Below are 23,988 nucleotides of genomic sequence, written 5' to 3'. Positions count from 1 at the left end.
CCGGTCCGGTGTTGTTGGACCCGTGGTGACGGGCATCGGGCGAGCAGGAGCGGGCGGCCGCGTGAGGCGGCCGCCCGCGGTGCTGCGTCAGGCCGTGCGCCGCCGGCTCAGGCGGAGGGTTGCCAGGCCCGCCAGCAGGGCCAGCGCGCCCAGGCCGAGCAGGCCCAGGACGCTCGCGCCGGTGTTCGCCAGGGTGTCGCCGCCCCCGGCGGCCGGGCCGGCCGGGGCCGCGACGGCGGGAGCGGCCGTGGTGGTGGTCGGGGTCTCGCCGCCCGTCACCGGGTCGGCCGGGGTCACGTCTTCCTCCGGCGTCGACACGGACGACGGCAGGAGGTTGATCCAGGTCTCCTGCTGGCAGTGGTAGCAGCTGCCGACGAAGATGACGAACGGACCGCCGTAGAAGAACTTCCACGGGCCGTAGACGCGCACCTCGTACGGGCCCGGGGTCAGGCTCTTGAACGACACGCGGCCCTCGGCGTCGGTGCGGCCCTTGGCCACGACGCGCCCGCTGATCACGTCCTTCAGGCCGATGGCGACGTCCGCGAGCATCTCGTCGGGGCGGCCGATCAGGTCGCCGTCACGGTCGTGGTAGAAGACCAGGGAGGTGTCGGCGGGCTGGCCGCCGAGCACGCGCGCCCACGCGACGGCCGTCGGGTGGCCGGTGGGGTCGTCGCCGGGACCGAAGTCGCACGGGTAGGACACGCCGCCGTACTCGCCGGTCTCCTCCGAGATGCTGCCGGTGAAGGTGAACGTGCGCGTCTCGCCCGCCCGCACCGTCACGCCGGCCGCGTCCCAGCCCAGCTCGCCGTGGTCGACGTCGCGCAGCTCCGGCCCTTCGCCGCCGCTGCGGTCGCAGCCCGCCTTGATGCCGGTGATGTCGGCGTCGCCGCGGTTGGTCAGCGTCACCTCGACCACGGCCCGGTCGCCGACGCGGTACTCGCCCTGCGTGAAGCGCATGGACGCGGACAGCTCGTCGCTCAACGGCCGCACGCCCCGGTACACCAGGTTCGTGGCCGCCCCCGACCCGTCGACGGTGATCGACGAGTACGCGCCCTCGACGACCCAGCCGTCCGGCACGTTCGAGATGGACAGCGAGTAGACCCGGACCGGCAGGTCGGCGATCCGGAACCGGCCCTCGCCGTCGGTCGTCGTCTTGACGCTCTCGCCGGACGCGTAGAGCGCCACCTCGGCCCCGACGAGGCCCTCGCCCGCGTCGGGCGCGCCGTTGCCGTTGCGGTCGCCGTAGACGAGCCCGGCGACGGCGTCCTTCACCGACGACGGGTCGCGCAGCGGGATCTCCAGGTCGAAGCTGTCGGCCCACCCGTTGCCCGTCTGGATGTAGAACCGGGCCAGCGGGACGCCGTTCCACTGCTGGGCCTCGCCGTGCACGGTGACCGTGACGGACCGCCCGGCGGGCACGGTGATGCCCGCGCCCTGCCACGTGGACAGGTCGCCCCACTCCTGGGAGCCGATGAAGAAGTACGAGCCGGACACGGAGTACTGGCCCGCCTTCACGCCGGTCGCGTCGGTGTCGCCGTGGTTGGCGATGGTCACCTGGACCGGGATGCGCTGGTTGACCAGGTACGGCCCGCCGGTCACGGCGGCGGAGATGTCCAGCACCGCGGCCGTCGCGCCGGGAGGCGTCGGGGACGACGTCGTGGTGGACGTCGTGGTCGAGGTGGTGGTCGACGTGGACCGGTCGTTCGCCGCCTCGGCGGGCGGCGCGTCGGCGGTGGTCGTCGCGGCCGCCTCGGTCGTGCCGGTCGCGGTGGCGGGCGATTCGGCGTCCTGGGCGTACGCGGTCGAGGACAGCGTCGCGGCGAGCGCCGCGGCGACGCCGAGGGCGAGGAATCTTCGCGCGGCAGGGCGCACGGACAAAGACATGCTGGGATCCCCCCTGGGTGAAAGGTCGCCGAAAGCTAACCCACGGAGACCCGGACCTCACAGGGGATTTCGGTAACGAATCGGTCCGGTTAGGACGGAGGTCGGACCGGCTCGCCTCGCCGGGGAAGACGAGGAGGCCGGTTCCCCGCACGGGGAACCGGCCTCCGTCACGCGTTCAGCGCGTGCGTCACGCCACGTCGGCGTGCGAGTGCTGGTGCGCTTCCACGTGCAGCGAACGCAGCGCGGCCGCACGGGCCGCGGCCCGCTGGGACCGCGCCGGCACGCCGTTCACGCTCTCGGTGCTGATCGCGTAGGACGCCGTCACCCACGCCAGCGCGTCGGCGTTGCGGTCCAGGGCGACGCGGTCGACGTTGCCCAGGTTGTCGCCCGAGCCGTGGTAGTTCGGGTCGTAGGCGATACCCGCCGTGCCGCCCCACTTCGCCGCCTGCGCCTCGGTCTTCACGCCCTCCGCGCCGGTGAACAGGCCGCCGGCCGGGATGCCCTGCGCGATGAACTCGCCGTAGTCCGAGCGGCCGGTGAAGTCGGTGCCCTCGGTCTGCACGCCCTTCTCGACCGTCAGGTACTCCACGAACGCCTGCTCGATCTGCGCGGAGCCGTACGGGCCCGCGCCCGCGCCGACGCCGTCGGAGTCGTCGCCGTCGTAGACGAAGTACGCCGCGTTCGGCGAGCCGATCATGTCGAAGTTCAGGTACAGCGCGATGTCGAGCTGCTGCTCGAACGTCAGCGACTGCACGTACTTCGTCGACCCGACGAGGCCCAGCTCCTCCGCGCCCCACCAGCCGAACCGCACCGCGTTGTTGACCTTCGGCGACCCGCCGAGCTTCAGCGCGGTCTCCAGCAGGCCGGCCGAGCCGGTGCCGTTGTCGTTGATGCCCGCGCCGTTCTCGACGCTGTCGAGGTGCGCGCCCGCCATCACGACGTTGTCCTTGCGACCGGTCCTGGTCTGCGCGATGACGTTGCGCGAGACGCGGTCCTCCTCGTGGTAGCGCAGGTCCACGGTCACGGTCTGGCCGCCGAGCCCGGCCAGCGCGGTGCCGTCGGCGCGGCTGACGCCACCGGTGGGCACGACGCCGGGCGAGCCGAGCGTGACGCCCGACAGCGGGCCCTCGACGTTGTTCGCCACGATCACCGCGATGGCGCCCGCGGCGGCCGCGTTGCGGTGCTTGATGTCGAACGTGCACGCGCCGCGGCGGATCAGGGCGATCGCGCCGGTGAAGTCCTGCCCGGCGAAGTCGGTCGCCTCGCAGCCCGGCGTGGCGTCCTCGGGCACGACGCGCAGCGGGCCGGTGACGCCGCCGACCGGCGTCTGCGGCGAGAACTCCATCGGGATGTTCTCGTAGGTGGTCGCGCCCACCTTGGCGATCGCCGCGTCGGTGATCTGCACGGGGTAGGTGAACTCCGGCGTGGTCACGTCGAAGCCCGCGCCGCGCAGCTTGCCCGCGACGTAGTCCACGCTGGCGTCGTAGCCCGGCGTGCCCGCCGCGCGGTTGCCGCCGTTGCGGTCGGCGATGCGCTGGAAGGCGATCAGGTGGCGGTTGACCCCTTCCGCGGTGACGTCCTTGGTGAGGCTCTTGGCCAGCTTGGGGCCGTCGAGCGCCGACTTCGCCGGCGCGGCGTCGGCGACCGGCACGGCGACCAGTGCGAGGGATGCGGACGCCGCGAGGATCGCCGCGCGTCGGATCCCGGTTCTACCTGACATGATCGAGTTCCCCTTCACTCGGATGCCGAACCCTCACAAGATCCCGGGGGTGAAATCAATCCGTCACTCGGCGGGTTCTCGCCCAGTGAGCAGGGGCAAGCACGGCGTGACACCGCTCACCTCCAGGGTCCAGTCGGGTCGGACGAACCGGTCCGGGGTCAGCAGCAGCCGGGTCTGCTCGGCCGGCTCACCCCGCCTGACCTGCCGGAACGTGCCGTCGGGCCGGTAGCCGAGCTTGCGGCTCACGGCCTGCGAGGCGAGGTTGTCGGTGAACGCGCTCGACCTCGCCGCCACCGCGCCGAGGTGGTCGAACGCGAACGTCACCACGGCAGCCCGCATCTCCGTGCCGATGCCGCCGCCCTGGTGCCGCAGCCCGACCCACGACCCGCTGCCCACCTCGCGCAGCACCGGGAAGTCGTCGGCGTTCAGCGACTGCACGCCGACCACGCGGCCGTCGAGGCGCACGAGGAAGTTCAGCTGCCACGCCCGAGGCGAGAGCGTGGCGCGGAGCTGCCAGTGGTGCTGGAAGGTGTTGATGCCGAGGCGGTCGCGGGGCGCGTCGGTCCACTCGACCCCGAACGGCATCCGGTCGGGCGGGTGGATGCCGTCGATCGCGAGGTCGGCCAACTCGGCCAGGCCCTCGTCGTTGTCGGGCCGCAGCTCCAGCCGCGGGGTCCGCAGCGCCAGGTTCCGGAAGGGCCAGTGGTCCATGCCGGTCCATGGTGGCGACCGCGCGGGCGTCGGGCGAGCGGATTACCGTCGGGGTCATGCGCGCGATCACCACTCGTGGACCCGGCGGACCGGACGTGCTGGCGTGGACGGAGGTTCGGGATCCCGAACCCGGACCGGGCGAGGTGCTGCTGGACGTCGCGGCGACCGCCGTGAACCGCGCCGACCTGCTCCAACGCCAGGGCCACTACCCGCCGCCGAAGGGCACGTCGGACGTGTTGGGGCTGGAGTGCTCGGGCACGGTGGCGGCGCTCGGCGAGGGCGTGACGGGGTGGCGGGTCGGCGACGAGGTGTGCGCGCTGCTGGCCGGCGGCGGGTACGCGGAACGGGTCGTCGTCCCGGCCGCCCAGCTCCTGCCGCTGCCCGGGGGCGTCGACCTGGTGACGGCCGCGTCGCTGCCCGAGGTCGCCTGCACGGTGTGGTCGAACGTCGTGATGGTGGCGGGGCTGAGCGCCGGGGAGACGTTCCTCGTGCACGGCGGGGCGGGCGGCATCGGCACGCACGCGATCCAGGTCGCCAAGGCGCTCGGGGCGCGCGTCGCGGTCACGGCGGGGTCGGCGGAGCGGTTGCGGCGGTGCGCCGAGCTGGGCGCGGACGTCCTGGTGAACTACCGCGAGCAGGACTTCGTGGCCGAGGTCGGGCAGGCCGACGTGGTGCTGGACAACATGGGCGCGGCCTACCTGGAGCGCAACGTGGACGTGCTCGCGCCGGACGGCCGGCTCGTGGTCATCGGCCTGCAGGGCGGGGTGAAGGGGCAGCTCGACATCGGCAAGCTGCTGTCCAAGCGGGCGAGCGTGACGGGCACCGGGCTGCGGTTCCGGCCGGTGGACGGCCCGCACGGCAAGGGCCGGATCGTGGCCGAGGTGCGGGAGCACCTGTGGCCGCTGATCGCGTCCGGGCAGGTCAAGCCGGTCGTGCACGAGGTGCTGCCGATCGGGCGGGCCGCCGACGCCCACCGCGCGCTGGAGGGCGGGGACGTGTTCGGCAAGGTCGTGCTGGCCGTGTGAGCCGCCCCGGCCGGCTGGCCCGCTGCCCGCGCGAACCCGGAATTGTCGGACCCCGCCGGTAAAATCAAGACAGGGGTCCCCTGGCGGGGACTCCTGCGAAGCGATGGCGGAACGCGACCGGTCCGGCACAGTCCGTTAGCGAGGCCGGGCGGTCGGTGCGCCGCGTGCGGTCGGTGCGGCGCGAGGGCTGTTCGGCGCGAGCGGCGGCCGACCCGGCGGTTGCGGTAGTGCGGCGGTCGGGCTCGGTCCGGCGCGACCTCGGGCGGATCGGTGGCTGGGGTCGGCGGGCGTGTCGGTGGTGGGCGTGTCGGTGGCCGGCGGGGCGGGTGGTGCGGTCAGTCCAGCGCGGTCGCGGTGGCCAGGAACGTGCGCGGCGTGGTGCGGAAGCGCAGCGCGAACTCCTCCGCCCACCGCACCAGCACGGTCTGCTCGCCCGGTCGCTCGGCGTCGTCCACCAGGACCGCCGCCCCCGGCGCGAGCACGCCCCGCAGCACCGGCAGCGCCGGGTACCGGGCGTCGCCGAGCAGCGGCCCGTCCACCAGCAGCAGGTCGACCAGGCCGTACCGCTCCACGTACGCCGACACCTCGTCGTGCACGAGCCGCGGGTGATACCACTGGGCGTTGCCGAGCGCCGCCGGGTGCGGGGTCAGGGGCGCGTGCACGACGCGTGCCACGTGGCCGAGCCCTTCGCGGCGGAGCTGGCTCGCCACGAAGGCGGCGGTGCGCTCGTCGTGCTCGACGGACAGCAGGTGGCCGAACCCGCGCCGGGCCAGCAGCCGGGCCAGGACGACCGACGACGCGCCGCACCCGCACTCCACGAGCACGGTCCGCGAGCCCAGCAGCACCTCGTCCACCACGGCCGCCAGCGCGGCCGGGCGCAGCTCGTGCGCGGTGTTGGGCAGGTACTCCGTCATGAGGGGCGCGAGGCGGTGCAGCGCGGCGAGGTCGGCGAGCTCCCGTGACAGCAGGTCGTCCACCCAGCCCCCGTCCTCACCCCAGCTCGGCGACCGCCCGCACGAGCTCGTCCACTTCCGCCGCGTTCGTGTAGTGCGCCAGGCCGACGCGGATCGCCCCGCCGACCTCGCCCACCCCCAGCACCGAGAACACGCCGTGCTGGCCCGAGTCGGCGAACGCGCACACGCCCCGCTCGGACAGGTGCTCGACGCCGTCGGTCGCCTTCACGCCGGCCACCGTGAACGCCAGCGCCGGCACGCGGCGCATGGCGTCGCCGATCACCATGACGTGACGGAGCGATCGCAGTTCGTTGATGAGATTAGCCAGAAGTCCCGCCTGGTACGCCTTCACCGAACCCAGCGACGTGAGCACGCGCTCCCGGCGCGGGCCCACCGCGGCATCGTCCAGACCGGCCAGGTACTCCACGGACGCCACCAGGCCGGCCAGCAGCGGGTAGGCGTGCGGGCCCAGCTCCAGGCGTTCGGGACCCCGCGCGCCGGGCTCCACCGCGACCGACGGCAGCAGGTCGAGCATGGCCGGGTCGCGGAACACCAGCGCGCCGACCGGCGGGCCGCCCCAGGTGTTCGCCGACACCGCCACCACGTCGGCGTCCATGGACGTGATGTCGAGCGGCACGAACGGCGCGGCGGCGGAGGCGTCCACCACGACCAGGGCGTCCGTGCGGCGCGCGGCCTCGGCGATCTTGCGCAGGTCGGGTCGCGTGCCGACGGAGCCGGACGCGGCGGTGACGGCGACCAGCTTGCACTTGGGCGTGACCAGCTCGTCGTACTGCCAGGCGGGCAGCTCGCACGTCTCGATGTCGACCTCGGCCCACCGGACGACGCTGCCGGTGCGCTGCGCGGCCCGCTGCCACGGCGCGATGTTGGCCGGGTGGTCCAGCCGCGACACCACGACCTCGTCGCCGAGGAACCAGCCCTCGGACAGCGCGTCGGCCAGCCGTTGCAGCAGCACGGCGGAGCTGGGGCCGAGCACGACCCCGGCCGGGTCGGCGCCGACCACGTCGGCCACGGCCCGCCTGGCCGCGTCGACGATGGCCTCGGCGCGTTGCGAAGCGGGGAAGATGCCACCCGGCCCGGAGACGGGTGCGCGCAGCGCGGTGGAGACGGCCGTGGCCACCTGTTCGGGTACTTGCATGCCCGCAGGAGCGTCCAGATGAACCCAGCCGTCGCCGAGCGCGGGGAACAGCCCACGGACCCGGGCGACGTCGAACGCCATGCCGCACACCGTACGGAGGACGTCGGCGCGAGCGACAGCAGGGGCCGCGGGTTTGGCACCCGATCCGTGACCCGGTTCGGCGTTCGCCACCCCATCGGGCCAGGATGGGGGGCATGAGCGAGGCACCCCGAGGTGATCAGGTGGAGAACGAGCGGCACGTGGTCGTGGTCGGCCCGGACGGCACCCCGGTGGGCGCCGCGCGGGTGCCGGCGGGCGACGAGGCGGGCGGCCAGGACGTGACCGACCTGGTCGAACAGCCGGCGAAGGTCATGCGGATCGGCACGATGATCAAGCAGCTGCTGGAGGAGGTCCGGGCGGCTCCCCTGGACGAGGCCAGCCGCAACCGGCTCAAGGAGATCCACAAGCGGTCGATCGACGAGCTGGAGGACGGCCTCGCGCCGGAGCTGCGGGAGGAGCTGGAGCGGCTCTCCCTGCCGTTCACCGAGGAGGGCACCCCGTCCGACGCGGAGCTGCGGATCGCCCAGGCGCAGCTGGTGGGCTGGCTGGAGGGCCTGTTCCACGGCATCCAGACGGCGCTGTTCGCGCAGCAGATGGCGGCGCGGGTCCAGTTGGAGCAGATGCGGGGCCGCGCGCTGCCCGCGGGCACCGGGCACGGCGAGGGCGAAGGCGGTCCGCACATCCGCGGGACCGGGCAGTACTTGTAACGTTCCGCCGCGGTGGTGGCGTCGTGGGAGTGGACAACGGGCACCGCGTTGCCCGAACGTGTTCACCGCCACATCCGCGAGAGGAGCGTCCAGTGCTCGACAGAGTCCGGCACAACCCATTCGTCGACGAGGTGCGGAAGCGCGTTCGCGGCAAGATCTTCCGGGTCATCGACGACGTGGTGCGCCCTTACCACCACGAGCAGTCCGAGCGGATCGTGCGGATGCAGCAGGTGCTGGGCCGTCTCGAGGACGAGCTGAGGGAGCTGCGCGGCCAGGCCGAACGGGCGGTCGACGCGACCATCCAGCACGAGATCCGCGCCCGGCGCGACCTGGTGTTCGCCGGCGAGCAGGAAGCGGCGTTGCAGAGCGCGCGGTTCGTGCGCGAGCACCTGCCGACCGCGCCGCACTTCGGCCACCCCCACGCCACGCTGGAGCACGCCCTCGGCCTGGTCGAGGTCGAGGGCATGGCGCTCGAGTTCGGCGTCTACACCGGCGGCACGCTCAAGCTGATCGCCACCGCGTTCGAGGGCCGCGAGGTGTACGGCTTCGACTCGTTCGAGGGCCTGCCCGAGGACTGGCGCAACGGCTTCCCGGCCGGGCTGTTCGGTGTGGACGGGCTGCCCGACGTGGACGGCGCGGAGCTGGTCGTCGGCTGGTTCGACGACACCCTGCCCGGCTTCCTGGAGGCCCACCCCGGCCCGGTGTCGTTCCTGCACGTCGACTGCGACCTGTACTCGTCCACAAGGACCGTGCTGGACCTGGTCGGGCCGCGGCTGGTGCCCGGCAGCGTGATCGTGTTCGACGAGTACTTCAACTACCCGGGGTGGCAGGAGCACGAGCACCGCGCCTGGACGGAGTACGTCGAGCGCACCGGCCTCCGGTTCGACTACTGCGGGTACACGTACGACCACGAGCAGGTGATCATGAAGGTAACCGGGGTGCCCGAGGCTCCTCAGCAGGGGTGACCGCACCGTGACAGCCCGGCGACAGGGCCGCCACCCCGTCGCCGGTAGTCTCAACCCTTGTGCAACCCACGAGTACGGTCGAGCGACCCCCCGCTCCCCTGGCACCCAACTCGCGCACCTTCGCGCGCGCGTTCGGCGACGTGCGCGACGCCTGGCGGCAGCGCGAGCTGTGGGCCCACCTGGGGTGGCAGGACATCAAGCAGCGTTACCGCCGGTCGGTCATCGGTCCCCTGTGGATCACCATCTCCATGGGGACCACGGCGCTCGCCCTCGGCCTGCTCTACTCGCAGTTGTTCAACCAGCAGCTCGGCACGTTCCTGCCCTACGTCACGGCCGGGTTCATCATCTGGCACTTCATCCTCGGCGTGGTCACCGAGGGCACCGAGGTCTTCATCGCCAACGAGGGCCTGATCAAGCACCTGCCCGCGCCTATCACGGTGCACGTGCTGCGGATGGTGTGGCGCCAGGTGCTGTTCCTGATGCACAACATGGTCGTCTACGTGGTCGTCGTGGTGATCTTCTTCCCGACGCTGAGCCACGAGTACCGGATGGAGGGCGACCTGGTCATGCAGCCGGGCCTGTCCTGGGCCGCGCTGATGGCCATCCCGGGTCTCGCCGCCGTCGTGCTGAACGCGGTGTGGGTGGCCCTGCTGTTCGGCATCATCAGCACCCGGTTCCGCGACATCCCGCCGGTGATCAGCAGCTTCATCAACCTGATCTTCTTCATGACGCCGATCGTGTGGCACGTGGGCGTGCTGAACAAGGTCACCGGCGGCAGCGGCGACCAGGGCGACTGGCGCATGCTGATCGCCGAGCTGAACCCCATCTACCACTACGTGGAGATCGTCCGGGCCCCCCTGCTCGGTCACGTGCAGGACTGGCACCACTGGGTGGTGGTCGGCGCGATCACCGTCGTGGGGTGGGCACTGGCGCTGGTCGCGATGCGGAACTACCGTGCCCGCGTCTCCTACTGGGTCTGAGTGAGGCCGCAAACACATCATGGTCAGCATCGACGTCTGGAACGCCTCGGTCGACTTCCCGATCTTCGACGCCAAGTCGAGGTCGCTGAAGAAGCTCGCGCTGGGCAAGGTCGGCGGCAAGATCGGCTCCGAGGGCCGCGTGCCGATCATCGAAGCGCTGCACGACATCACCATCTCGCTGCGGCACGGTGACCGGGTCGGCCTCGTCGGCCACAACGGCGCCGGCAAGTCCACGCTGCTGCGGCTGCTCGCGGGCATCTACGAGCCCACGCGGGGCAGCTCGCGCATCGTCGGCAAGGTCGCGCCCGTGTTCGACCTCGGCGTCGGCATGGACCCGGAGATCTCCGGGTACGAGAACATCATGATCCGCGGTCTGTTCCTCGGCATGAGCCGCAAGGAGATGGAGAAGCGGGTCGACGACATCACCGAGTTCACCGAGCTCGGCGACTACCTCCAGATGCCGCTGCGCACGTACTCGACCGGCATGCGGGTGCGGTTGGCGCTGGGCATCGTCACGTCCATCGACCCGGAGATCCTGATCCTGGACGAGGGCATCGGCGCGGTCGACGCGGCGTTCATGGCCAAGGCGCGGGACCGGCTCACCGAGCTGGTCCGGCGCTCGGGCATCCTGGTGTTCGCGAACCACTCCGACGACTTCCTCGCCGAGTTCTGCGACACGGCCATCTGGATGGACGAGGGCCAGGTCAAGATGCAGGGCTCGCTGCGCGACGTGCTCACCTCCTACAAGGGGCGTGACCCGTTCGAGCACATGAGCGAGGAGACGCTGGAGCGGCTCGGTCAGCCGCGGGTGCTGAGCGGGAACGGTGGCGAGTAGGTGAGCGTGGTGGGCGCACTGCCGCAGGGCTCCGTCGTCGGGGTCGTGGTGACCCGGCACCGGCGGGAGCTGCTGGCCGACTCGCTGAAGGTGCTGGCGTCGCAGACCCGTCCGCTCGACCACCTGGTGGTCGTGGACAACGGGCCGGACCAGCCGGTGGACGACCTGGTCGCGCAGTGCCCGATCCCGACCACGTACCTGGCCTCGCACCGCAACCTCGGCGGCGCGGGCGGGTTCGCGCTCGGGATGCTGCACGCGCTGTCGCTGGGCGCGGACTGGCTGTGGCTGGCCGACGACGACGGTCGGCCGGCCGACGAGAACGTGCTCGCCGTGCTGCTGGAGGAGGCGAAGCGGCGCGGGCTGGCCGCGATCTCGCCGGTGGTGGCGAACATCGAGCGGCCGGAGAAGCTCGCGTTCCCGCTGCGGCGGGGGCTCACCTGGAAGCGGAACGCGGCCGAGCTGGGCGCGGACTTCCTGCCCGGCATCGCGTCGCTGTTCAACGGCGCGCTGTTCAAGGCGTCCACGGTGGACGTCATCGGCGTGCCGGACTACCGGCTGTTCTTCCGCGGCGACGAGGTGGAGATCCACCGGCGGCTGGTGCGCACCGGGCTGCCGTTCGGCACGTCGCTGAAGGTGACCTACCTGCACCCGGACGGGTCGGACGAGTTCAAGCCGATGCTCGGCGGCCGGTTCCACGCGCAGGACCCGGAGAACGCGGTCAAGCGCTACTACACCTACCGCAACCGCGGGTACCTGCTGTCCCAGCCGGGCATGCGGAAACTGGGGCTGCTGGAGGCGTTCCGGTTCGGGCTGTACTTCATCGGGGTGCGGCGCGACCCGAAGGCGTTCCTCGAATGGGTGAAGCTGGTGCGGCAGGGCCGGCGGGAGCGCTTCTTCCGCAAGTAGGGGCCCGAGGGGTTCAGCCCGACGCGGAATCGCTGACGGCGAACCCCTCTTGCCCGGTCCACCCGCCGCTGGTGGGCTGTGCGGCATGACTTCTGAAGCGCGTAAGACGTCCCTCGTCCTGCATCTGGCCGCGAACCCCAGCCCGATCTCCATCAGGGTCTCCCAGGAGACCGCCGACGACCTCGGCGCACGGCTGATCCAGGTCGTGCGCAACGGCCACACCCAGGCCGTCCCGACCGTCGACGGCAAGGAGTTCGTGGTCAACTTCAGCCACGTCGTGGCCGCGCACTTCGAGTAGCCCCCCGCGGGGTCAGCGGTTCTCGAAGACCTTCCGCCACTGCTCGGCCGACGTCAGGTCGGGCAGGGCGTCGCGGTACTGGCGGCGCAGCCGCGGCCACTCCTTGCCCAGCCGGCGGTAGTTGCGGACGGCCCGCGCCATCAGGGTGCGGAACTGCTCGGGGTCGCGCTTGTAGAACGCGACGCCGGTGCCGTCCGCCGTGGACACCGTGGCGCTGTCCAGGTTGCCCAGCAGGAACCAGCGGGCGTTCAGCGCGGGCACGTTGAGCTGCGGGCGGTCGCCCGCGGACGGCTGCGGCGGGCGCAGGTTGTGCAGCACGGACTTCGCCGCGCGCACCGCGATGGTCGCCTTGCTCCTCGACGGCTGCAACAACGCCTCGGCGCGCACCTGGTCGAACGTCGGCGGCGGGAACTCGCGGGCCGACTCCAGGCGCCGGGCGTCGCTGTACTCCTCGCGCATCGCGCGCACCATCGGCAGCGCGGTGCGCAGCGAGTCGAACAGCCCGGCCGGGCCGTCGAGGAAGTCCTCGATCGCCTTCTGCTGCAACGCCACCGTCGAGTACTCCATGGACAGCAGGTGCCGCAGGGACAGCTTCAACCCGTGCTTCACGATCACGTTCCGCACGTCGTACGGGCTGTGCAGGGCGGCCAGGACCAGCCGGTTGCGGGTGTGGAAGTACGCCTGCCAGTCGGTCGAGTCGTTCTTGTCCGTCCACGGCATGTGCCACACCGCCGAACCCGGCAGCGACACCGTCGGGTAGCCGTGCTCCAGCGCGCGCAGCGAGTACTCCGCGTCGTCCCACTTGATGAACAGCGGCAGCGGGTAGCCGGTCCGCTCCACCACCTCGCGCGGGAACAGGCACATCCACCAGCCGTTGTAGGTGGCGTCGACCCGGGGGTGCAGCTCGGGGGTCTCGCGCAGCGAACCGGTGGCGAAGTCGTGGTCGGTCACCGCGCCCGGCGCGGCCCGCCAGAAGCACGTGCCCAGGTCCACGATCTCCGCCGTGCTGTGGATCCTGGTCCTGGCCTGGAGGTTCAGCATGTGGCTGCCGACGATGACCGGCGACGCGGCGGCCCGCGCGAACGCGTTGGACCGCAGCACGGCTTCCGGCTCCAGCCGGATGTCGTCGTCCATCAGCATGATCTGGTCGGCGTCGGTGTGCTCGACCGCCTCGAACATGCCGCGGGTGAACCCGCCGGAGCCGCCCAGGTTGTCCTGCTCCACGACCTCCAGCCGGTCGCCGAGGGCCGCCGCGGCGGCCGCGAAGCCGTCCACCGAGCGGACCTTGACCGCGCCCTGGTCGGCCACGAACACCTTGGTCACGACGTCCAGCACCGCCGGGTCGCCGCCCAGCGCCCGCAACGCCTCCACGGCGTCGTGCGGGCGCATGGTGGTGATGCTGACGGCGACCTTCTGCGCCGGCAGCGGCGTGCGCACCGCCCACTCCGCGTCCCGGATCTCCAGCGCGGCCTCGTGCGTGAACGCGTCGAACCAGACGAACCCGCCGTCCTCGAACGGCCGCAGCGACACCGGGAACTCGAGCACCCGCCACTCGGCCGCGTCCCGGACGAACGAGCCCTCCAGGTGCACGACGTCGCCGCTGGGCTTGGAGCGGTACACGTCGACCCGGCCGGAGCCGCGCACGCGCATCCGCAGCACGACCTCGTCCACGACCGTCCACCGCTTCCAGTAGCTGGCCGGGAACGCGTTGAAGTAGGTCGCGAACGACACCTTGGCGTGCTCCGGCACGGTCAGGCCGCGCCGGGAGTCCACCTGGCAGTGCACGTTCTCCGGTTCGTCCAGGTACATCGGCCGGACGTCGAGCGGGTCGTCGTCCCTGGGCAGGATGATCCGGTGCACTGCGTCCACTGGAGGTCCCTACGGGTGAGAAGCGCGTGAGCAGGAAGTGGGGGAAGAGGAGCGGGGCGACCCCGCAGGGCCGCCCCGCCACACCGGTCAGAGGTCGTACAACCGGCGCCAGTTCTCGCGGCTGGTCAGCTCGCCCATCGCCTCGCGGTACGCGCGCTGCATCTCGGGGGCGCGCTGGTACAGCTCCTTGATCAGCCGGGTGCCGCGCTTGCCGAGCCGGACGGCCAGCTCGCGGTCGCGCCGCCGGACCCGCACGCCCTCCTGGGACGCGTCGGTGACGACCGCGGTGTTGAACAGCGACACGTGCCACCACGCCGAGTCGCCCGCGGCGACCGCGCCGACGTCGTGCACGCTGCGGCCGAGGAGCTGGTTGACCACCCGCTTGGCCAGCACCGGCGCGAACAGCCGCGGCGCGGGCGGGGCCGGGATCAGCGGCAGGTCGCCGGACGGGATGCCGGGCACCTCCGACGCCGGGTGCTTGACGGTCTCCGGGAACTCGGCGCGCAGCTTGCGGATCTCCGCCGCCGCCTCCACGCCGCCGTCGCGCAGCACCTCGGGGCCCTTGAGGAAGTCCTCGATGGCCTTGAGCTGGGTCGCCGCCAGGCCGTACTGCATGCCGACCAGGTAGGTGGCGAGCTGGGCCGCCATGGTCCGGCAGATCCGCTTGGGGTCGAACTGGCTGTGCAGCGCCGAGGTGACCAGGGCGTTGCGCAGGTTGAAGTACCGGTGCCAGTCGTCCCAGTCCTTCCAGTGGAAGTCGGCGTGCCACACGCCCGCGCCCGGCAGGGTGACCGTGGCGAACCCGTTGGCCCGCGCCCGGTAGCCGTACTCGATGTCGTCCCACTGGAAGAACAGCGGCAGCGGGTAGCCGATCGCCTTGACGATCTCCGACGGGATCAGGCACGACCACCAGCCGTTGTAGCCCGCGTCGACCCGGCGGTCCTGCACGTTGCGCTTGCCGGTCTCCTCGTCGTACCCGGTGAGGTCGGCGTCGTGCAGCGCGCCCTCCACGACCTGGCCGGGGGCCAGCGTGTCGAGGTTGGCGTACTCCGCGCCCACGTGCAGGTGGTTCGGGTGCAGCAGGTACAGCATCTGGCCGCCGACGATGACCGGCTGCGCGGTGCGGTTGGCGAACGCGGTCGTGCGGACCACGATCTCCGGCTCGCACAGCACGTCGTCGTCCATGAACAGGACGTTGGCGTGCTCGGCCCCGTCGACCTCCATGACCTCGTACAGGCCGCGGGTGAAGCCGCCCGCGCCGCCGAGGTTGGGCTGGCGGATGTAGCGCAGCTTGTCGCCCAGCGCGGCGGCGACCTCGGCGAACCGGGGGCGCGACTCGACCGGGTCGCTGCCCTGGTCCACCACGTACACCGCGTCGACCAGGCCGAGCGGCTCCTGGTCGGAGGCCAGGGCCGCCATCGTGTTGAGGCAGTCCTCGACCCGGTTGAACGTGCAGATGACGACGGCGGTCGGCCGGACCTTCCGCGGCGGCGCGACCGTCCACCGGACGTGCTCGACCACGAGCTGGTGCTCACCGGTGGCGACGTCGAACCACAGGCCGCCGCCGTCGGTGAACTTGTCGATCTTGGCCGTGAGGGTGACGACCCGCTCCCGCGCGTCCGAGACCTGCTCGGCGACGACGGTCCGGGTCTCCCCCTCCGCGTCGGAGGCCACGATCGACACGGTGCCCGAGCCGGTGAGGGTCAGGCTCAGCTCCACCTCGGTGCTGACGCACCACCGCTGCCAGTAGGTGGCCGGGAACCGACCGAAGTAGGTGTTCATCGACACCGCGGCGTGCGGGTGCACGACCAGGCGGTGCCGATCGCGGTCGGCGATCCCCTGCGCGACCTCGGCGTAGAGGTCCTCCGAGACGATCTGCGACGGCCCGGCGAACAGGCCGCGCTGCGCCAGCAGTCTCTCCGGGGCCTCGTGCTCGACGAGGGTGGAGTTGCCCGACATAACCGAATCAGTCCTCCAGCGAACCGTCCAGCGCCCGACCGGAGGTCAGGTGCGGGGCGATCTTGTTGTCGAACACGCTCAGCGCCGAACCGATCGCCATGTGCATGTCCAGGTACTTGTAGGTGCCCAGTCGACCACCGAAGACGACGTTACGCTCGGCGGCTTCCTTGCGCGCGAGCTCGCGGTACCGCTCCAACTTCGCCCGGTCCTCGGGCGTGTTGATCGGGTAGTACGGCTCGTCGTCCTTCTCGGCCGCCCGGGAGAACTCCCGCACGATGACCGTCTTGTCCGACGGGTAGTCGCGCTCGGGGTGGAAGTGCCGGAACTCGTGGATCCGAGTGTAGGGCACGTCCGCGTCGTTGTAGTTCATGACGGCGGTGCCCTGGAAGTCGCCGACCGGCAGCACTTCCTGCTCGAAGTCGAGCGTGCGCCAGCCGAGCCAGCCCTCGCTGTAGTCGAAGTACCGGTCCACCGGGCCGGTGTAGACGATCGGGGTGCCGGCCGGGATCTCGGCCCGCACGTCGAAGAAGTCGGTGTTCAGCCGCACCTCGATGTTCGGGTGGTCGGCCATCTTCTGCAACCACGCGGCGTACCCGTCGACGGGCAGGCCCTCGTAGGTGTCGTTGAAGTACCGGTTGTCGAAGGTGTAGCGCACCGGCAGGCGGCTGATGACCGCCGCGGGCAGCTCCTTCGGGTCGGTCTGCCACTGCTTGGCGGTGTAGTCGCGCACGAACGCCTCGTAGAGCGGGCGGCCGATGAGCGAGATCGCCTTCTCCTCCAGGTTCTGCGCTTCCTTGGAGTCGATCTCCGACGCCTGTTCGGCGACCCACGCCCGCGCCTCTTCCGGGCTGAGGTAGCGGCCCAGGAACTGCGAGATCAGGCCCAGGCCCATCGGGAACTGGTACGCCTGGCCGCCGTGCATGGCGAACACGCGGTGCTGGTAGCCGGTGAATTCGGTGAACTGGTTGACGTACTCCCAGACCCGCTTGTTCGACGTGTGGAACAGGTGCGCGCCGTAGCGGTGCACCTCGATCCCGGTCTCCGGCTCGGCCTCGGAGTAGGCGTTGCCGCCGAGGTGCTCCCGCCGCTCCAGGACCAGCACCCGCTTGCCGAGCTGGGACGCGGTCCGTTCCGCGACGGTCAGCCCGAAGAACCCGGAACCGACGACGATCAGGTCAAATCCATCGAAGCTCACGAAGGATGAGGCTACCGGCTGCGCTCGTGGGCGCTTGAGCCAGGTCCTGCCCCGACGACCGGATTACCGACCGGTAAACGGCTCACGAGGAGCGCACCGACGACGGGTCGCCGAGCCGCTGCGCGCCCACCGACCGCTCCAGTTCGACCACCCGTGCCCGGAGCGCTTCGTGCTGGTCCTCCAGCTCCCCGCGCTGCAACGCGATCTCCTCGACCGCGGTGCGCACCTCCTCCTCCAGCCGGCCCACTTCGGTGCTGAGGTGCAGGGCCACCAGGCCGAGGACGCCGACCGCGAGGAACAGGACGAAGTTCGACGGCGTGATGATCCCGGTGATCCTGGTGAGGAATTCGGGAACACCGGGAACGGCGGCCAGCACGGCCACGCCGATCGCCAGGAACAGCCAGATGCTCGCGTACTTCTCGCGCAGCTTCCGGCGCCGCATCATGTCGAAGACGAGCAGGACCACGAAAAGCGCGACGATGATGCTCAACAAACGCCACGAAGCCATCACGACCTCCTAGACGGCATCGGATTGGTCCGCCGCGGGAGCGCGGCGGACGAGTGCGAGCAACAGGGCGAGCCCGGCGCGGCCGAGGTACACGGCCGACCTGACGGGTGACGTGCTCGGGGTGCCGGACTGGCGTTCGAGCATCACCACCGGGATCTCCTTCACGACCAGCCCGGCGCGCAGCGCGAGCACCAGTGACTCGATCGTGTCGCCCAGGTACTCGGCCGGGTAATTGCGGGCGAACAAAGCGACCGCCCGCGGCCCCGCCGCCTTGAACCCCGACGTGACGTCGGTGAGCCTGGTCTTCGCCAGGCGGGTCATCACGAACGAGAGCACGACCATCGCCCAGCGGCGCGGTCCGCCCACCTTGTAGTCGCCCTTGCCCGCGAACCGGGAGCCGATCACGATGTCGGCCTCGTCCAGCCCGCGCAGGAGGGCGGCCAGCTCCTCGGGGTCGTGCTGGCCGTCGGCGTCGACCTGGACGACCACGTCGTAGCCGTGCCGCACGGCGTACCGGAACCCGGTGCGCATCGCGCCGCCCACGCCGAGGTTCACCGCCAGCCGGGCCACCTCGGCGCCGGCGGCACGCGCCTTCGCCGACGTGTCGTCGGTCGACCCGTCGTCCACGACGAGCACGCCGGCGTCCGGCATGGCCGCCTTGACCTTGGCCACCACCGAGCCGACGTTCCCCGACTCGTTCAACGCGGGGAGCACGATCAGGACCCGGCCGGTTTGCGTCACCGTTTCTGGCACGTCAACACCCTATCGTCAGTTCAGCGATTCGACTCGGGAGCCGTCGCGGTGACCACGTCTCCCTGTCCGGCGATCTCGTAGATCGTCGCGCCGTCGTTCTCGAAAACCTCGCGGAAGCCCTCGGCGCCGGCCAGGCCGGTCAGCCCTTTCGCGGTGTGGCGTTCGGGACGGATGAATCCGCGCCCCACGATGACGTACCGGACCTTCAATTCGGTCAGGTATTCGCGGACCAGGGGATCGCGGTCCAGTTTGTTCAGGTTGCGGGCGAGATAAGTTTGCTTGGAGTCGTCCGGGGTGCCGTAGAACGTCCACACGACGGGCTCGACCTTGGCCACGGCGTACATCCAGGCGCTGCCGTCGACCACGTCGTTCATGACGCGCTCGCCCGGCCGGGTCCGCTGCCCGAGCCACCGGTACGCCTCCTGCTCCGCGGCGCTCACCGTCGGCCCGTCGCCGTAGTTCTGCGCGAGCCGGCCCGCGTTGCGGTTCACGTACGCGCCGCTGACCAGCGCGAGCACCAGGAACACGACCACGCTCGCGGCGATCGCGACCCGTTCGGCGGGCGCCGACGGCAGCAGCCGGGCGCGGTACCGCTCGACCAGCCACGCGCCGGTCGTCACGACGAACACGCCGAACGCGATCGAGCCGGGCAGCGGCAGCAGCACCGCGAGCCGCCAGTGGTCGTTGTAGAAGAAGCCGGTGAGCTTGTGGATCAACGGCGTCTCCAGCGACACCGTGGCCGCGTACAGCGCGCCGAAGACGACGTAGACGGCGACCATCCACAGCATGATCCGCTGCCGGACCATCATCACGATGCCGATGAACGCGGGCACCCCGATCCACCACTGCGGGAACGCCACGACGCCGGAGAACGTCAGCGTCTGGCCGAGCGCGCCGGCGGGCGTCGCCTCCGAGGCCCAGATCGCGGCGGTGACGCCGGACGCCGCGCCCAGCGACGGCAGGATCAGCGGGACCGCCAGCACCGCGCCGAGCACGGCGGTGACCACCAGCGTCGGCCACGCGCGTCGCCAGTCCACCGGCACGAGCCGGACCAGGCAGCACAGGAACACGACCAGGAACAGGCCGAACGCGAGCACGGCCAGGCTGGTCTGCAGGCCGACCAGGCCGGCCACGATGACGCCGACCGCGACCGGGCCGGTCAGCCCGCGCGGCTTGAGCAGGTAGGGGACCAGGGCCAGCAGCACCGGCAGCAGCGCGATGCCCGCCACGTACGGCCACAGCGGTCCGCGCCACAGCGAGTCGTACGGGAAGGGCGAGAACCACGTGGACACCGCGGCGGCGAACGCCACGACGAGCGGCCGCAGCCGCCAGGCCAGGCCGAGGGCGACGATGCCGACCGGCCAGATGACGACCGTGGTCAGCGCGCCGAGGTTGAGCAGCTCGGGCAGGCCGATGCCGGCCTTGTCGAGCAGCAGCGCGAGCGTCTGGTGGTAGGTGCTCGGGTAGAAGTACGAGGTGTTCTCGGGCTGGTTGCCGATCGCGCCCGCGGTGGAGACCAGCGACGTCTGGTGCTCGGCGAGCCAGCGCACGAGGTTGCCGTGGTGCGGCGCGTCCCAGTCCTGGCTGAGCCGGTGCAGGCTGCCGATGCCGCGCAGGAAGGTGACCACGCCGACCGCCAGGCCGACCGCGAGGCCCGCGCCGACGACGAGGTGGTCGCGCAGCGGGAGCCGCTCGTCGCGCTCCGCCGGCCACCGCCGGTTCACCAGCGTCGACGCCAGGAGCGCGACCACCGACACGGCGGCGACCCAGATCCCGAACGTCGGCAGCGTCCAGCTCTGCCCGAGCCCGCCGAGGACCAGGCCCCCGAGCGAGACGAGGCCGTAGGTCAGGGCCGGCGAGGCCGCGACGAGCACCCATCCGCGCAGCCTGATCGCCGCGCCGAACGCGAGTCCGGGCAGCCAGTACAACAGCAGCAGCAGTGCAGCACTCATCGAAGTGGTGGCCTGTCAGTCGTGGTGGGGCGCTTCCCCAGCCCCCCTGGCGTGCGCAGAGTACCTTCCGGGCGAAGTCAGCCCGCACCGCCCCGACGCCACACCGCGACGAAACCGACCAGCACGCCGACGGCCGGGCCCACCACGAGCCCCAGCACCGAGCTGACCACCGTGTCCGCGGGCCACCACGCCAGCACGGCGAGGCTCGGCGCCGCCGTGGCCGCCCAGGTGCGCAGCACCGCGCCCGCCCGGCCGCGCGCCAGCAGCACGGCCGCGAGCAGCTGCACGCCGGCCAGCAGCACGGACGAGAACACCAGGCCGGCGACGGCCCAGCCGGCCACCACGAAGCCCTGGCCGTAGACCAGGCGCACCAGCCACGGCCCGGCGGCCGCGCCGGCGGCCGCGCCGACCACGCCGACCACGACCACGCCGACGACGCCCTTGAGCAGCCAGCCGTGCAGCCTGCGCCGGCCGTCGGCGGTGGCCGACAGGCGCACGATCGCGGGCACCGCCAGCGCCTGCACCGGCAGCAGCGCCACCAGCGGGAACCGGGCCAGGGTCAGCGCGGACAGGAACGCGCCCACCACCGCGGGGTCGCCGGCGGGGGCGAGCAGGCTCACCATCGCGGGGAAGCCGGTGACCACGGTCGCGGTGAGCGTGGAGCCCGCCATGAGCTGGAGGGTGGTGCGCGTCACCGGCCGCCAGCCCGCGCCCGGACCGCGCCGGTCGAGCAGGCGGGCGGTCACCGGGGTGAACACGACCCACGCCAGCACTCCGGCGGCGACGGCGACGGCGAGCGGCACGATCCCGGCCAGGCCCACGACGACGAGCAGGACCGCGAGCGCCACGCGGACGGTCGGCTCCACCACGGTGATGCCGGCGTAGGCCGGGATGCGCCGGTGGCCGATGAGCAGGCCGCGCACGCCGTACAGCACGACGTAGCCGAGCCCGCCGCACACGGTGATGGCGACCAGCTCGGCGTGGCCGTCGAACAGGCGTTCGTTGACCGGGGGGATGAACAGCACGAGCCCGAACAGGGCCACCAGCACGGCGGCGACGCCGACCGTCCGCAGCGCGTCCGGCCCGGTCCGGCGGCCGTCCAGCTCGGCCTGCGCGGCCAGCCGGGACACCTCCTGCTCGACCGGCGAGATCGCGCTGCCCAGGCCGAAGATCAGTCCCCAGAACGCGAGGAAGACCTTGTAGTCGGCCGGGCCGAGGACCCGGCCGCACAGGATCATCAGCCCGTAGCCGAACACGGACGCGACCAGCAGCGCCCCGGTCACCGGACCGAGTGAACGCCCCTGAGGGCGAGCGGCGGCCTCGGGCTCCGGCATCAGCGGCGGACCTTGGCCCGCAGCGCCAGGAACAGGCCGCGCACCGCGCCCGCGCCGAAGCTGACCGCGAACACCGGCAGCATCCGGGACACCGCCGTGGCGTCCGCGGTGCTGCCGCCGCACGCCTTCACCACGCCGCCGGCCGCCGCCGTGCCCGCCGCCGCCACCACGGCGGCCGTCTTCGGGCGGGCGACGAGCAGCGTGACCCCGGCCGCGCCGGCGCCCAGGGCGGCGAGCGCCATCTTGCGGCTGGTGCCGGGGTTGCCCAGGTAGCCGTCGATGAACGTGGTGCCGCGGAAGAACGCGTGCTTGGCGAACTTCCGGATCGACTCGCGGCCGTGGTAGTAGGAGCAGGAGAAGTCGGGCGAGATGTAGATCCGCTCCCGTTCGGCGATCCACCGGATGAGCCGGGTGTCGTCACTGGCGAAACGAATGTCGTCGAACATCGAGTCGAACGCCGCGGAAGCGTTCAGCAACATTTCCTTCGGCGCGCAGAAGAATCCCGAGCCCTTGGGGAACGCGTCGAAATCCTCGATGCCGAACGACATCAGCCGCGGCTCTTTGAGGTAGCGCCGCCAGATGACCTGGAGCAGGCCGTTCCAGAAGCCCGCGTACGGGTTGCCGTCCGACTCGACCCGCACGTGGCCGTTCCACACCACCCGCTCGGGGTGGTTGACCAACTGGTCCTTCAGGTACGCCAGCGAGTGCGGGTCCACGACCACGCGGCTGCCCAGGATGAGCACGCGCTCGGAGCCCGCCGTGCGGATCGCCGTGCGGACGGTCTCGAACCGGCCCTGGTTCTGCTGGTGCACGACCACGACGCCGTGCAGCTCGGCGTACTTGTCCAGCAGCTCCGGCGTGCCGTCGGTGCTGCCGTCGTCGATGACGACGATTTCGACCTGCCAGTCGGCCTCCCGCGCGGCGACCAGGACGGCGTCGATCGAGCGTCCGATCCACTTCTCCTCGTTGTACGCGGGGAAGACGACACTGAGCGTTGGCGCCTGGGAGGCGATGGTCTGGCTCACGGCCGTGCAGATTACACTCGTCCGGGTCCACAGCCGCGTGCGGCTGAGCTGGTTCCAGCCGAGAGGGAAGCGACTTCCGGTGATTTCTTTCATCGTGGGCACCACCGCGGAGCTGATCAAGATCGCTCCCGTGTACCACGCGATCGTGGCGCGCGGGGCGAAGCCGCAACTGTGGTTCACCGCGCAGCACGTGGACGAGGTCGCGGACACCCTCGAAGACCTCCGGCTGCCCAAGCCCGAGGTGTGGCTCGTGCCCGAGGAGCGGGCGCGCAACCTGGAGCGGCCCGCGCAGGTGCCCGGCTGGGTCGCGTCCGTGGCCCGGTCCGTCGCCGGTCGGCGCGAGGAGCTGCGCCGGGCGCTCACCTCGGACGGCAAGCCGGGGCTGGTCGTGGTGCACGGCGACACGTTCACCACGCCGTACGGCTCGCTGATCGGCCGCCTGCTGGGCGCGCGGGTCGCGCACGTCGAGGCCGGGACGCGCTCCGGCAGCCTGCTCAGCCCGCTGCCGGAGGAGGCGAACCGCCGGATCGCCGCCCGGCTGGTCGACATCCACTTCGCGCCGACGCCGCGCGAGGTGCGCAACCTGCGCCGGGCGCGGGGCGTGGTGGTCGACACCGGGGCCAACACGGTGATCGACGCGCTGCGGCTGGCCAAGGAGAGCGACAGCCTGCCCTACGACGTGCCCGCCGAGTTCGGGCTCGTCACGCTGCACCGGTTCGAGCTGCTCCAGCGCCCGGAGAAGTTCCGCGAGGTGCTGCACCTGCTGAAGAAGGCCAGCGAGAAGACGCCGCTGCTGTACCTCGTCGGCGCGCACGAGCGCGAGCGGCTCGACGCGCTCGACCTGAACGGGCTGTTCGACGACGAGCGCTTCATGCTGCGGCCGAAGGTCCGCTACCTCGCGTTCCTGCCGCTGCTGACCAAGGCCAAGTTCGTGGTGACCGACTCCGGCGGCCTCCAGGAGGAGGGCGCGTACCTGGGCGTGCCGTGCGCGATCCACCGCGAGCGCACCGAGCGGCACCAGGGCCTGGGCCAGAACATCGTGCTGACCGGCATGCGGGCGGACAAGCTGGAGGACTTCCTCGCGGTGCACGAGACGCTGCGCCGGCCGTCCATGATGGACCAGTACCACCCGAGCGAGATCATCGCCGACACGCTCGTGCAGCTCGGCTTCGTGTGATCACGACATGCTGAAGGGGGCGTCCCGCCGGGACGCC

General features: G+C 71.7%; 21 protein-coding genes. 8 read left to right on the top strand and 13 right to left on the bottom strand.

Annotation, left to right across the window (positions count from 1 at the left end; all coding sequences use genetic code 11):
• Nucleotides 1–87 precede the first annotated feature (87 nt).
• From ACWEFJ_RS29670 to ACWEFJ_RS29660, 3 genes are all read right to left on the bottom strand, one after another.
• On the bottom strand, nucleotides 88–1,884 hold the full coding sequence (locus ACWEFJ_RS29670) for a hypothetical protein (RefSeq protein WP_449715710.1): 1,797 nt from the start codon (nucleotides 1,882–1,884) through the stop codon (nucleotides 88–90).
• A gap of 187 nt (nucleotides 1,885–2,071) precedes the next feature.
• On the bottom strand, nucleotides 2,072–3,604 hold the full coding sequence (locus ACWEFJ_RS29665) for a M28 family metallopeptidase (RefSeq protein ID WP_378084151.1): 1,533 nt from the start codon (nucleotides 3,602–3,604) through the stop codon (nucleotides 2,072–2,074).
• A gap of 63 nt (nucleotides 3,605–3,667) precedes the next feature.
• Complete coding sequence (locus tag ACWEFJ_RS29660) at nucleotides 3,668–4,315, bottom strand: GNAT family N-acetyltransferase (RefSeq protein WP_449715709.1); 648 nt, start codon at nucleotides 4,313–4,315, stop codon at nucleotides 3,668–3,670.
• 56 nt (nucleotides 4,316–4,371) lie between these two features.
• On the opposite strand from ACWEFJ_RS29660, the gene ACWEFJ_RS29655 reads away from it, so the two are divergent.
• A complete protein-coding gene (locus ACWEFJ_RS29655) occupies nucleotides 4,372–5,340 on the top strand; it encodes an NAD(P)H-quinone oxidoreductase (protein WP_378084155.1) in 969 nt (322 codons plus the stop codon).
• 335 nt (nucleotides 5,341–5,675) lie between these two features.
• On the opposite strand, the gene ACWEFJ_RS29650 is transcribed toward ACWEFJ_RS29655, so the two are convergent.
• Nucleotides 5,676–6,317, bottom strand: a complete 642-nt coding sequence (locus ACWEFJ_RS29650; RefSeq protein ID WP_378084157.1) for a class I SAM-dependent methyltransferase — start codon at nucleotides 6,315–6,317, stop codon at nucleotides 5,676–5,678.
• 13 nt (nucleotides 6,318–6,330) lie between these two features.
• On the bottom strand, nucleotides 6,331–7,530 hold the full coding sequence (locus tag ACWEFJ_RS29645) for a cysteine desulfurase-like protein (protein ID WP_378084159.1): 1,200 nt from the start codon (nucleotides 7,528–7,530) through the stop codon (nucleotides 6,331–6,333).
• A gap of 113 nt (nucleotides 7,531–7,643) precedes the next feature.
• Between ACWEFJ_RS29645 and ACWEFJ_RS29640 the strand changes: the two genes are divergently transcribed.
• From ACWEFJ_RS29640 to ACWEFJ_RS29615, 6 genes are all read left to right on the top strand, one after another.
• A complete protein-coding gene (locus ACWEFJ_RS29640; RefSeq protein WP_378084161.1) occupies nucleotides 7,644–8,195 on the top strand; it encodes a bacterial proteasome activator family protein in 552 nt (183 codons plus the stop codon).
• 92 nt (nucleotides 8,196–8,287) lie between these two features.
• Entirely contained in the window at nucleotides 8,288–9,160 is an 873-nt protein-coding gene (locus tag ACWEFJ_RS29635; RefSeq protein WP_378084163.1) for a TylF/MycF/NovP-related O-methyltransferase, read from the top strand.
• 59 nt (nucleotides 9,161–9,219) lie between these two features.
• Complete coding sequence (gene wzm / locus ACWEFJ_RS29630; protein WP_378084165.1) at nucleotides 9,220–10,140, top strand: galactan export ABC transporter permease subunit Wzm/RfbD; 921 nt, start codon at nucleotides 9,220–9,222, stop codon at nucleotides 10,138–10,140.
• 19 nt (nucleotides 10,141–10,159) lie between these two features.
• On the top strand, nucleotides 10,160–10,975 hold the full coding sequence (wzt, locus tag ACWEFJ_RS29625; protein ID WP_378084166.1) for a galactan export ABC transporter ATP-binding subunit Wzt/RfbE: 816 nt from the start codon (nucleotides 10,160–10,162) through the stop codon (nucleotides 10,973–10,975).
• Between the two features lie 9 nt (nucleotides 10,976–10,984).
• The gene (gene glfT1 / locus ACWEFJ_RS29620; RefSeq protein WP_378084168.1) at nucleotides 10,985–11,881 is read left to right on the top strand and encodes a galactofuranosyltransferase GlfT1; all 897 of its coding nucleotides are present in this window, start codon (nucleotides 10,985–10,987) and stop codon (nucleotides 11,879–11,881) included.
• A gap of 85 nt (nucleotides 11,882–11,966) precedes the next feature.
• Nucleotides 11,967–12,179, top strand: coding sequence for a hypothetical protein (locus ACWEFJ_RS29615; protein ID WP_378084169.1), 213 nt, complete (start codon nucleotides 11,967–11,969; stop codon nucleotides 12,177–12,179).
• Nucleotides 12,180–12,191: 12 nt separating this feature from the next.
• Here ACWEFJ_RS29615 and ACWEFJ_RS29610 read toward each other — a convergent pair whose 3' ends face one another.
• The 8 genes from ACWEFJ_RS29610 to ACWEFJ_RS29575 form a co-directional block, all read right to left on the bottom strand.
• Nucleotides 12,192–14,048 (bottom strand): glycosyltransferase, encoded by a 1,857-nt coding sequence (locus ACWEFJ_RS29610; RefSeq protein WP_378084170.1) that lies wholly within the window; start codon nucleotides 14,046–14,048, stop codon nucleotides 12,192–12,194.
• 87 nt (nucleotides 14,049–14,135) lie between these two features.
• The gene (locus tag ACWEFJ_RS29605; protein WP_378084172.1) at nucleotides 14,136–16,007 is read right to left on the bottom strand and encodes a glycosyltransferase; all 1,872 of its coding nucleotides are present in this window, start codon (nucleotides 16,005–16,007) and stop codon (nucleotides 14,136–14,138) included.
• Between the two features lie 7 nt (nucleotides 16,008–16,014).
• A complete protein-coding gene (gene glf, locus ACWEFJ_RS29600) occupies nucleotides 16,015–17,202 on the bottom strand; it encodes a UDP-galactopyranose mutase (RefSeq protein ID WP_378084173.1) in 1,188 nt (395 codons plus the stop codon).
• Nucleotides 17,203–17,284: 82 nt separating this feature from the next.
• Nucleotides 17,285–17,710 carry a DUF2304 domain-containing protein gene (locus ACWEFJ_RS29595; RefSeq protein WP_378084174.1) on the bottom strand — a complete coding sequence of 142 codons (426 nt, stop codon included), beginning with the start codon at nucleotides 17,708–17,710 and terminating at the stop codon, nucleotides 17,285–17,287.
• A 9-nt stretch (nucleotides 17,711–17,719) separates the two neighbouring features.
• Nucleotides 17,720–18,463, bottom strand: a complete 744-nt coding sequence (locus ACWEFJ_RS29590; RefSeq protein WP_449715708.1) for a glycosyltransferase family 2 protein — start codon at nucleotides 18,461–18,463, stop codon at nucleotides 17,720–17,722.
• Nucleotides 18,464–18,483: 20 nt separating this feature from the next.
• The gene (locus ACWEFJ_RS29585) at nucleotides 18,484–20,415 is read right to left on the bottom strand and encodes a DUF6541 family protein (protein ID WP_449715707.1); all 1,932 of its coding nucleotides are present in this window, start codon (nucleotides 20,413–20,415) and stop codon (nucleotides 18,484–18,486) included.
• A gap of 77 nt (nucleotides 20,416–20,492) precedes the next feature.
• Entirely contained in the window at nucleotides 20,493–21,698 is a 1,206-nt protein-coding gene (locus ACWEFJ_RS29580) for a lipopolysaccharide biosynthesis protein (RefSeq protein WP_449715706.1), read from the bottom strand.
• Between the two features lie 50 nt (nucleotides 21,699–21,748).
• Nucleotides 21,749–22,774 (bottom strand): glycosyltransferase family 2 protein, encoded by a 1,026-nt coding sequence (locus tag ACWEFJ_RS29575; RefSeq protein ID WP_378095408.1) that lies wholly within the window; start codon nucleotides 22,772–22,774, stop codon nucleotides 21,749–21,751.
• 79 nt (nucleotides 22,775–22,853) lie between these two features.
• Here ACWEFJ_RS29575 and ACWEFJ_RS29570 point away from each other — a divergent pair, with 79 nt between their 5' ends.
• The gene (locus ACWEFJ_RS29570) at nucleotides 22,854–23,951 is read left to right on the top strand and encodes a UDP-N-acetylglucosamine 2-epimerase (RefSeq protein ID WP_378095406.1); all 1,098 of its coding nucleotides are present in this window, start codon (nucleotides 22,854–22,856) and stop codon (nucleotides 23,949–23,951) included.
• Nucleotides 23,952–23,988 lie beyond the last annotated feature (37 nt).

The organism is Actinosynnema sp. NPDC004786, assembly GCF_053601135.1.
Note: the sequence above shows the minus strand (reverse complement) of the source record. Positions and strands in the feature narration are given on the sequence as shown.

What these genes read in the sequence shown, in the direction of transcription:
- ACWEFJ_RS29670 (WP_449715710.1), bottom strand. Translation starts at nt 1,884, where the DNA reads ATGTCTTTGTCCGTGCGCCCTGCCGCGCGAAGATTCCTCGCCCTCGGC.
- ACWEFJ_RS29665 (WP_378084151.1), bottom strand. Translation starts at nt 3,604, where the DNA reads ATGTCAGGTAGAACCGGGATCCGACGCGCGGCGATCCTCGCGGCGTCC.
- ACWEFJ_RS29660 (WP_449715709.1), bottom strand. Translation starts at nt 4,315, where the DNA reads ATGGACCACTGGCCCTTCCGGAACCTGGCGCTGCGGACCCCGCGGCTG.
- ACWEFJ_RS29655 (WP_378084155.1), top strand. Translation starts at nt 4,372, where the DNA reads ATGCGCGCGATCACCACTCGTGGACCCGGCGGACCGGACGTGCTGGCG.
- ACWEFJ_RS29645 (WP_378084159.1), bottom strand. Translation starts at nt 7,530, where the DNA reads ATGGCGTTCGACGTCGCCCGGGTCCGTGGGCTGTTCCCCGCGCTCGGC.
- ACWEFJ_RS29640 (WP_378084161.1), top strand. Translation starts at nt 7,644, where the DNA reads ATGAGCGAGGCACCCCGAGGTGATCAGGTGGAGAACGAGCGGCACGTG.
- wzt (WP_378084166.1), top strand. Translation starts at nt 10,160, where the DNA reads ATGGTCAGCATCGACGTCTGGAACGCCTCGGTCGACTTCCCGATCTTC.
- ACWEFJ_RS29615 (WP_378084169.1), top strand. Translation starts at nt 11,967, where the DNA reads ATGACTTCTGAAGCGCGTAAGACGTCCCTCGTCCTGCATCTGGCCGCG.
- ACWEFJ_RS29605 (WP_378084172.1), bottom strand. Translation starts at nt 16,007, where the DNA reads ATGTCGGGCAACTCCACCCTCGTCGAGCACGAGGCCCCGGAGAGACTG.
- ACWEFJ_RS29595 (WP_378084174.1), bottom strand. Translation starts at nt 17,710, where the DNA reads ATGGCTTCGTGGCGTTTGTTGAGCATCATCGTCGCGCTTTTCGTGGTC.
- ACWEFJ_RS29585 (WP_449715707.1), bottom strand. Translation starts at nt 20,415, where the DNA reads ATGAGTGCTGCACTGCTGCTGCTGTTGTACTGGCTGCCCGGACTCGCG.